Here is an 8084-nt window from a genome sequence, read left to right on the forward strand (position 1 = left end):
CGTCGCACGCCGGCGGCTCACACCGCGGGCGCCCCGGTCTCCTTCAGCGTGCCGTCGGCCAGCCGGAGCCAGCGGTTCACCCCGATCTCGGCGAGGAAGCGTTCGTCGTGACTGACCACCAGGAAGGCGCCCTGGTAGGAGTTCAGGGCGCTCTCCAGCTGGCCGGCGCTGACCAGGTCGAGGTTGTTGGTCGGCTCGTCGAGCAGCAGCAGCTGCGGGGCCGGCTCCGCGCACAGCACGCAGGCCAGGGTGGCGCGCAGCCGCTCGCCGCCGGAGAGCACCCCGACCGGCAGGTGGGCCCGGGCCCCGCGGAAGAGGAAGCGGGCGAGCAGGTTCATCCGCTCCGTCTCGGGCCGCTCGGGGGCGAACGCGGCGAAGTTCTCCGCCACGGTGCGGTCGAGGTCCAGCAGGTCCAGGCGCTGCGAGAGGTAGGCGATCCGCCCGTCGTTGCGCTTGATCTCCCCGCCGTCCGGGGCGAGTTCGCCGGTGACCAGCTTGAGCAGGGTGCTCTTGCCGGCGCCGTTGGGACCGGTCAGCGCGATCCGCTCGGGCCCGCGGACGCTCAGGTCGACGCCGCCGTCGGCGAACACCGGCCGGCCGTCGTGGCGGACCTGGAGGCCCTCGCCGAGGAAGAGGTTGCGCCCGGCGGGCACCTGGGTGTCGGGCAGGTCCAGGGAGAGCCGCTGCTCCTCGCGCAGGGCGCGTCCGGCCTCGTCGAGCCGGGCCTTGGCGTCGCTCACCCGGGCCGCGTGCATCTGGCCGGCCCGTCCCGCGGACTCCTGGGCGCCGCGCTTCATGGTGCCGGCGAAGATGCGGGGCAGGCCGGCGTTCTTGAGGTTGCGGGCGGCGTTGCTCTGGCGGCGCTCGGCGCGTTCGCGGGCCTGCTGCATCTCCCGCTTCTCCCGCTTCAGCTCCTGCTCGGCGTTGCGGACGTTCTTCTCGGCGACCTCCTGCTCCGCCCGGACGGCTTCCTCGTACGCGGTGAAGTTGCCGCCGTAGAAGCGCAGTTCGCCGTTGCCGAGTTCGGCGATGTGCTGCATCCGGTCGAGCAGCGCGCGGTCGTGGCTGACCAGCAGCAGGCAGCCGTTGAAGTCCGCGAGCACGTCGTAGAGCTTGTGCCGGGCCTGGGCGTCGAGGTTGTTGGTCGGCTCGTCGAGCAGCAGCACGTCGGGGCGCTTGAGCAGTTGGGCGGCGAGGCCGAGGGAGACGATCTGGCCGCCGCTGAGGGTGCTCAGGCTGCGGTCCAGGGTGAGGTCGGTGAGTCCGAGGCGGTCGAGCTGAGCGCGGGTGCGCTCCTCGATGTCCCAGTCGTCGCCGATGGCGGTGAAGTGCCGCTCGTCGACGTCCCCGGACTCCACGGCGTCGATGGCGCGGATGATCGGGGCGATGTCGAGCACCTCGGCGACGGTGAGGCCGGAGGTCAGGGGCAGGCTCTGGCGGAGGTGGCCGAGCCGGCCGGTGACGGTCACCGAGCCGGTGGCGGGCTTGAGTTCGCCGGCGATCAGCTTGAGCAGGGTGCTCTTGCCGGCGCCGTTGGGGGCGACCAGGCCGGTCCGGCCGGCGGGCACGGTGAAGGACAGGTCGTGGAAGACCGGGGTGTCGTCGGGCCAGGCGAAGGAGACGTTGGAGCAGACGACGGCAGCGTCGGACATGGGGATGACCTCGAAGGGAATGAGGGCAGGAAGATGGACCTCTGCCCTGGGCAGACGTGCGGAAAAGGGGTACGACGAAACGGACCACCTCGGCGGCGCTCCTGAAGCACCGGCCGGTGGCCGTCAGATCCGGATCTCACCCGGAGATGTCGTCGTCACCCGCCACGTCTGCCACTCCTCGATCACACGACTACTGGTCCCGGCCACTGTAACAGGGGCCGCAGGCTGCCGGGACGCCGGACATGTGTGCGCCGCGGCGATGGGCGGTCGGCAACTGCCCTTCGGTGCGGCCGCGTTCGCCCCGGCCCCGGGTGCTGTGGCCGCGGCACCCGTCTCGTTGACAGGCCGGCCGCGGCCGTGCCAGAATCGTCACCAGTTGAACCGGTGACGGGGTCGAGTGACGGCTCGACCGCCTTCACACGTGTGAACCCACCCGCGAGCGGGCAGGCCGGAGGGCGGCCGCCCCGCCGGCATCCTCGCCACCCCGAAGGAGCACACCGACCATGGCCGGAAGACCGAAGCGCAGGCCCGAGGGCGCCCCGGTGGGGCGGCGCGCGGTGCTGGGCATGCTCGGTGCGGGCGCCGCGGGGCTCGCCGCGGCGCCGTACCTCCAGCGCGGCTGGGAGCGGGCCCTGGCCGCCGCCTCCGAGGCGGACGCCACCGGCCTGACCGGTCTGCTGCCCAACCCGGGCGGCTTCCGGTACTACAGCATCGTCGGCTCGGTGCCGCAGAAGGACGAGACCAGCTACGAACTGCGGGTCGACGGGCTGGTCGAGCGTCAGATGACGTACACGCTGCCGGAACTGCGCGCGCTGCCGCAGACCAGGGTGGTCCACGACGTGCTGTGCACGGACGGCTGGCGGGTGGAGCGCACGCCCTTCGAGGGGGTGCGGCTGGCGGACATCCTCGACGCCGCCGGGGTGCGCTCCCCGGGCGCGGCCGTCCGGTTCACCTGCTTCGACGGCGAGTACACCGAGAGCCTCACCCTGGAACAGGCCCGCCGCTCGGACGTCCTGGTGGCGCTGAACATGCAGGACAAGCCCATCACCCACGCGCACGGCGGACCGGTCCGCCTCTACGTGGCCCCCATGTACTTCTACAAGTCGGCCAAGTGGCTGTCCGGCATCTCGGTCACCGACAAGGTGATCCCCGGCTACTGGGAGGAGCGCGGCTATGACATCGACGGCTGGCTCGACGGCGCCGACCGGAGTGACGGCGCGGTCCGGAGCGAAGGCGCCGACCGGAGTGACGGCGCCGACCGGAGCGGCGAAGCGGCCTGAACTCCCGGACCGGGTACGGCGCTTCAGCACCGCCGAACGCCTGGTCCACCGGGCCGTCGGCGTGCTGATGCTGCTCTGCCTGGCCTCCGCGGCCTGCCTCTACCTCGGGCCGCTGGCCCAACTCGTCGGACGGCGCCACCTGGTGGCCACCGTCCACGAGTGGTCCGGCATCCTGCTGCCGCTGCCCTTCCTGCTCGGGCTGTTCTCCGCCGACTTCCGGGCGGACCTGCGCCGGCTCAACCGCTTCGCGCCGTACGACCGGGAGTGGCTGCGGGCCGCCCGCCGGCGCTGGGCGTGGCCGGAGGCGCGCCCGGCCGGCAAGTTCAACGCCGGCCAGAAGCTCTACGCGGGCTGGATCGCGGGCGCCGTGCTGGTGATGGCGTTCACCGGGCTGCTGATGTGGTTCACCGGCCTGCTGCCGTTCGTCTCCCGCACCAGCGCGATCTTCGTCCACGACCTCCTCGCCTGGGCGATCGCCCTCGTGGTCTTCGGCCACCTGCGCAAGGCGCTCCAGGACCCGGAGGCCAGGCGCGGGATGCGCACCGGGTACGTCAGCCGCGCCTGGGCCGAGCGGCACCACTCCCGCTGGCTGCACCGGGACCGGACGGACGCCTGATGGCCGCCCTCGGGCCCGGAATCACCTATCCGATCGGTGACGACTTCTCCACCACCTCGTGTTCTTCGACCCTACGCATTCGGGACGGGATACCCATGAAGAGATTCCTGATCGTGCTCGCGACCGGCGCGGCGCTGGCCGCGGTGAACCTGCCGATGGCGGCGGCCGAGCCCTCGCACGGCTCCGCGTCCGGGGCGTCCGGGGCGTCCGGGTGCTCGGCTCCGGCCGTCCGGGCCCCCGCCGGCACCGAGGTGGAGTCCGTGACGGCGCTCCGCCAGGAGGGCGGCACCATCCACGGAACCGGAGTGATCGGCGGCACGGTCGACGGCGTCCCCGCCTTCTGCGAGGTGACGGCCACCCTGACCCACCCGGGCGACGGCGACCACGCCAAAGTGCGGACCTGGCTGCCCGTCAGCGGCTGGAACGGCCGCTTCCAGGCGCTCGGCGGAAGCGCCTTCGCGGCCGGGGACAACGGCGTCGGGATGGGCACCGCGGTCAAGAACGGTTACGCCGCCGCCACCACCGACGGCGGGCTGGCCGACGTCGTCGACGTCGGCTGGGCGCTGAACGCCGCGGGGGAGGTCGACGCGGGGCTGCTGAAGAACCTCGCGTCCCGCTCCCAGCACGAGGCGGCGGTGGTCGGCAAGCAGGTGGTCGCCGCGCACTTCGGCGAGCAGGCCTCCTACTCCTACTTCAACGGGTGCTCCACCGGCGGCCGTCAGGGCTACATGGAGGCCCAGCGCTACCCCGACGACTTCGACGGCATCCTCGCCAACGCGCCGGCCGTCAGCTGGGACGAGTTCGAGGTCGCCACCCTGTGGCCGCAGGTGGTCATGAACAACGAGAAGACCTACCCGTCCGCCTGCGAGTTCAAGGCCTTCACGGATGCCGCCGTCGCGGCCTGCGACCCGCTCGACGGCGCCAGGGACAACCTGGTCAACGACGCGTCGCGGTGCGACTTCGACCCGCGTCGGCTGATCGGCACCAAGGTGGTCTGCGACGGGAAGGAGCTGACCGTCACCGCGGCCGACGCCGCCGTGGTGCGCAAGATCTGGGACGGTCCGCGCACCGCCTCGGGCCGCAGGCTCTGGTCCGGCGTTCCGGTCGGCGCCGACCTCTCGGGGCTGGCCGGCACCACGACCGACACGAACGGCCGGGCGAAGGGCGTGCCGTTCCGGGTGCCGCAGCTCTGGGCCACGACCTGGCTGAAGAAGCAGCCCTCGTTCGACGTCTCGACGATCACCTACGACCAGTTCACCCGGCTGTTCGAGCAGTCGCGGGCCGAGTACGGCGGCGTCATCGGCACCGACGACCCCGACCTGTCCGCCTTCCGTGACTCCGGCGGCAAGCTGCTGACCTGGCACGGCCAGGCCGACCAGTTCATCCCCGCCCAGGGCACCGTCGAGTACCGCCGGCAGGTCGAGCGGAAGATGGGCGGCACCCAGCGGGTCGACGACTTCTACCGCCTCTTCCTCGCCCCGGGCGCGATCCACTGCGGCCTCAACAAGGGGGTCGGAACCATCGACGACCTCGCCGCCCTGACGGCCTGGGTCGAGCGGGGCAAGGCGCCCCGGACACTGTCCGCCACCCTGGTCGACGCGACCGGGCGGAGCGTCGACCGCGACGTGTGCCGCTACCCCGAGGTGTCCCGCTACCGGGGCCACGGCGACCCGGCCGCCGCCTCCGGCTTCCGCTGCGTCCTCCCCTCCCGGCACTGATCCCCTCCGGTGCCCGCCCGGCCCGCGCCCTACGGCGCGGGCCGGGCCTTTTCGCGTCGGCGGGATGTGTCGGCGGGATGCGTTCTCAGGTGCCCCGCCCGTGCCGCCAGACCGCCCGACCGCCCGTACCGCCCGGGGGTACGCCGAAGGGGCCGACAGCCGGTGCTGTCGGCCCCTTCGGGGTGGGGTCAGCGAGCCCGCAGGGGCCCCGCGAAGGACTTTCGCAGGGCCGGGGGAGCGGCGACGGGGAGCAGCGCGGCGAGCATCCGGCCCTTGAGCGTGTTCGGCTGCCGCGTCAGCTGGACGTCGACCCGGGTGCCGTCGCCCTCGGGGGTCATCCGGAACACCCAGCCGCCGCCGGGGCCGAAGAGCTTGGAGTCCAGGGTGGTGACGGTGACGGTGTCGCCGCCCGGCTGCCACTCGTAGCGGGCGCGCTCCCAGGCGGCGGCGGTTCCCTCGGTGACCTCGGCCCAGGTGTCGCCGCGCTCGTGGACCTCGAAGTGCTCGGCGTCGATCGTCGGCCAGGCCTCGGCGCGGGCCGGGCTGAAGTCGGTCAGCACCGCCAGGACGTCGTCGGTGCCGAGCGTGGAGACGAGATGGAACCGTACGACTGCCATGGTGGGTGTCCTCATCAAAGGTAACTGTTCTAGCCAGTGACGCAAGATTTCCATGAGCCTCCGTCACCTGTCAAGGTGGTGACGAATGGTGGGAGGGTGGGAGCCTCCGGAGTGGCAGGCACCCGGCCGAGGGCGGCGCGCAGGCGGCCCGGGAGGCGATTCCGGGCGTGGGGAACACTCGGTGGAGATGGGAGCCGACGTGCGCGGGGACAGCCGCATCCGTGCGCCGTGGGCCGGGCGGATGCGGGCGGGCTCGAACGGGGCGGCGGCCGCAGGGTGGTCCTCGGCGCGGTGGCGCCACTCGGCGGCCTCCGCCGGGTCGGTGGCGGTCATGGCGAGCCCCGCCGCCCGTCCCGGCTCACACGTGTGCCCGGCACACGCCCGCGCCCGGCACTGCCGTGTGGTGGCACCGGGCGAAGGGGGCGGGGCCGGGCTGGGTCGGTCGGGGCGTCAGTGGACGCGCGCGGGGTGGGCGGTCGGCGGGCGGTCAGCAGACGATCGGCAGGCGCTCAGCGGGCGGTGGCGCGGGCGGCCCGCTCGATGACGTCCGCGACCAGCCGCGGGTGGGACACCGCGACCGAGTGGGAGGCGGCGACCTCGGTGGTCTCGGCGTGGGCGCGCTCGGCCATGAAGCGCTGCGCCGCGGCGGGGATGTTGAGGTCCTTCGTGGTGACGACGGCCCAGCTGGGCTTGGTCAGCCAGGCGGCGGAGGTGGCCTTCTCCGTCAGGGCGGCCTGCGCGATGGGGCGCTGTCCGGCGGCCATCAGGGCGGCCTGGCCGGCGGGGACGTCGGCGGCGAACTGGTGGCGGAACGCGTCCTGGCGGATGTACAGGTCGGTGGCGGTGGTGCCGTCGGCCTGCCGGTAGCTGACGGGGTCGAGGGCGTCCGGGAGGGTCGAGCCCGGGTACGTGTTCGTCAGCTCCAGGGCGCTCTCCCCGGGGGGCGGGGAGGAAGGCGGCCACGTAGACGAGGGCCTTGACCTCCGGGTCGTCGGTGGCGGCCTGGCTGATGACGTTGCCGCCGTAGGAGTGGCCGGGCCAGGATCTTGGGGCCCTTGACGTGGTCGAGGACGGTGCGCAGGGCGGCGGCGTCCGAGGCGGGGCCGCGTAGCGGGTTGGCGGCGGCGACCACCGGGTAGCCGTCGGCGCGCAGCGCGGAGATGACGCCGTTCCAGCTGGAGCCGTCGGCGAAGGCGCCGTGTTCCAGGATGACGGTCGGCCTGGCGCGGCCGCCGAAGCCGTTGTCAAGGTGGTGACGGTTGAGGGCGGGGAGGCGCGACGCCCGAAGGGGTGTCGCGCCGCGCCGTCAGGCCGGGACGACCCGGTAACTCTGGGCCGTCAGAGGGAGGTTGGACTGGGCCAGCGAGCCGCTCGCCCACGGGTTCGCGCCCGTGCAGCCGGCGCCCGGGTACAGCACCACGGACGCGGACCCGCTGGCGACCTGTATCGAGCGGGCGGGAGTCGGCAGGGTGTGGCAGGTGCCGAGGTCGGCGAGGTCGACGGTGGTCACCGCCCCGCGCCCGTCGGTGGCCGAGTAGAGGTGTGCGCCCGGCTCCAGCGGCGGCCAGCCGGCGGCGGCGCCGGCCGCCCCGGCCCCGAGGGCGATCAGGGCCGCGGTCATGGCGGTGGTCACGGCCGCGCGGCGGAGCCTTGCCTGGGGTGTGAACATGCGAATCCACCTTCTCGTGTGTGGCGGAACTGCCGGGAAACCGGCGCCTGACCCGCGTCGGCCGGGCCGGTCGGGAGCAGATCCTTGCATCTTCAACAATGTGCGGGGAGTGGAGAATCGGCCAAACACGTGTGAGTCGCGACCGGATCGAGGTGTGTCAGTGCGCTCCCCGTCACCGTGTTGACAGGTGACGATCCGAGATGCACCCTGAAAGCCGTCGTCCGTGATCGCAGATCAGGAGAGTGGCCATGAGCGAACAGCCCGCAGGCGACCCCGCCGCCGAGTCGCGGCACGCACGCTACGGCGCCCTTCCCGAGCGCATCCGCTTCGAGCAGATGACCGAGGAGTCGGCGACCGGCCCGGGCGGCGCGGCGAACGCCGCGTACAACCCCGAGAGCCGCTGGAACTTCTACAACTGCCTGGCCGTCGACCTGGGCCTCTAGGCCCAGACTTCGCACATGGGGTTTTAGGTTTCCAGCCAGCGGGGTCGGGTTTCGTCGATGTCGAGGAGTTCGAGCAGGTGTGCTTGGAC

Annotated in this window: 7 protein-coding genes and 1 pseudogene; 4 read left to right on the forward strand and 4 right to left on the reverse strand. The window is 72.9% G+C overall.

The window, feature by feature from the left end:
• Positions 1–17: 17 nt before the first annotated feature.
• Positions 18–1652 (reverse strand): ribosomal protection-like ABC-F family protein, encoded by a 1635-nt coding sequence (gene abc-f / locus ACFWP2_RS38460; protein ID WP_380460577.1) that lies wholly within the window; start codon positions 1650–1652, stop codon positions 18–20.
• 503 nt (positions 1653–2155) lie between these two features.
• On the opposite strand from abc-f, the gene ACFWP2_RS38465 reads away from it, so the two are divergent.
• From ACFWP2_RS38465 to ACFWP2_RS38475, 3 genes are all read left to right on the forward strand, one after another.
• On the forward strand, positions 2156–2932 hold the full coding sequence (locus tag ACFWP2_RS38465; protein WP_380460579.1) for a molybdopterin-dependent oxidoreductase: 777 nt from the start codon (positions 2156–2158) through the stop codon (positions 2930–2932).
• Positions 2826–3548, forward strand: coding sequence for a cytochrome b/b6 domain-containing protein (locus ACFWP2_RS38470; RefSeq protein ID WP_380460581.1), 723 nt, complete (start codon positions 2826–2828; stop codon positions 3546–3548). The genes ACFWP2_RS38465 and ACFWP2_RS38470 overlap by 107 nt, the downstream gene beginning before the upstream one ends.
• Positions 3549–3643: 95 nt before the next feature.
• A complete protein-coding gene (locus tag ACFWP2_RS38475; protein WP_380460583.1) occupies positions 3644–5266 on the forward strand; it encodes a tannase/feruloyl esterase family alpha/beta hydrolase in 1623 nt (540 codons plus the stop codon).
• A 188-nt stretch (positions 5267–5454) separates the two neighbouring features.
• On the opposite strand, the gene ACFWP2_RS38480 is transcribed toward ACFWP2_RS38475, so the two are convergent.
• The 3 genes and pseudogenes from ACFWP2_RS38480 to ACFWP2_RS38490 form a co-directional block, all read right to left on the reverse strand.
• On the reverse strand, positions 5455–5883 hold the full coding sequence (locus ACFWP2_RS38480) for a hypothetical protein (protein ID WP_380460585.1): 429 nt from the start codon (positions 5881–5883) through the stop codon (positions 5455–5457).
• A gap of 509 nt (positions 5884–6392) precedes the next feature.
• Positions 6393–7093 (reverse strand): annotated as a pseudogene (locus tag ACFWP2_RS38485) (alpha/beta fold hydrolase).
• 96 nt (positions 7094–7189) lie between these two features.
• Positions 7190–7552 (reverse strand): hypothetical protein, encoded by a 363-nt coding sequence (locus ACFWP2_RS38490; protein WP_380460587.1) that lies wholly within the window; start codon positions 7550–7552, stop codon positions 7190–7192.
• A gap of 248 nt (positions 7553–7800) precedes the next feature.
• Here ACFWP2_RS38490 and ACFWP2_RS38495 point away from each other — a divergent pair, with 248 nt between their 5' ends.
• Positions 7801–7995: a hypothetical protein gene (locus ACFWP2_RS38495; protein WP_380460589.1), complete on the forward strand. Its 195-nt coding sequence runs from the start codon at positions 7801–7803 to the stop codon at positions 7993–7995.
• Positions 7996–8084 lie beyond the last annotated feature (89 nt).

Source organism: Kitasatospora sp. NPDC058444 (assembly GCF_042721415.1).
Taxonomy (GTDB): Bacteria; Actinomycetota; Actinomycetes; order Streptomycetales; family Streptomycetaceae; genus Kitasatospora.

Excerpts from the sequence above, each read along its gene's own strand:
- abc-f (WP_380460577.1), bottom strand. The coding sequence starts at position 1,652 with ATGTCCGACGCTGCCGTCGTCTGCTCCAACGTCTCCTTCGCCTGGCCC.
- ACFWP2_RS38465 (WP_380460579.1), top strand. The coding sequence starts at position 2,156 with ATGGCCGGAAGACCGAAGCGCAGGCCCGAGGGCGCCCCGGTGGGGCGG.
- ACFWP2_RS38470 (WP_380460581.1), top strand. The coding sequence starts at position 2,826 with ATGACATCGACGGCTGGCTCGACGGCGCCGACCGGAGTGACGGCGCGG.
- ACFWP2_RS38475 (WP_380460583.1), top strand. The coding sequence starts at position 3,644 with ATGAAGAGATTCCTGATCGTGCTCGCGACCGGCGCGGCGCTGGCCGCG.
- ACFWP2_RS38480 (WP_380460585.1), bottom strand. The coding sequence starts at position 5,883 with ATGGCAGTCGTACGGTTCCATCTCGTCTCCACGCTCGGCACCGACGAC.
- ACFWP2_RS38490 (WP_380460587.1), bottom strand. The coding sequence starts at position 7,552 with ATGTTCACACCCCAGGCAAGGCTCCGCCGCGCGGCCGTGACCACCGCC.
- ACFWP2_RS38495 (WP_380460589.1), top strand. The coding sequence starts at position 7,801 with ATGAGCGAACAGCCCGCAGGCGACCCCGCCGCCGAGTCGCGGCACGCA.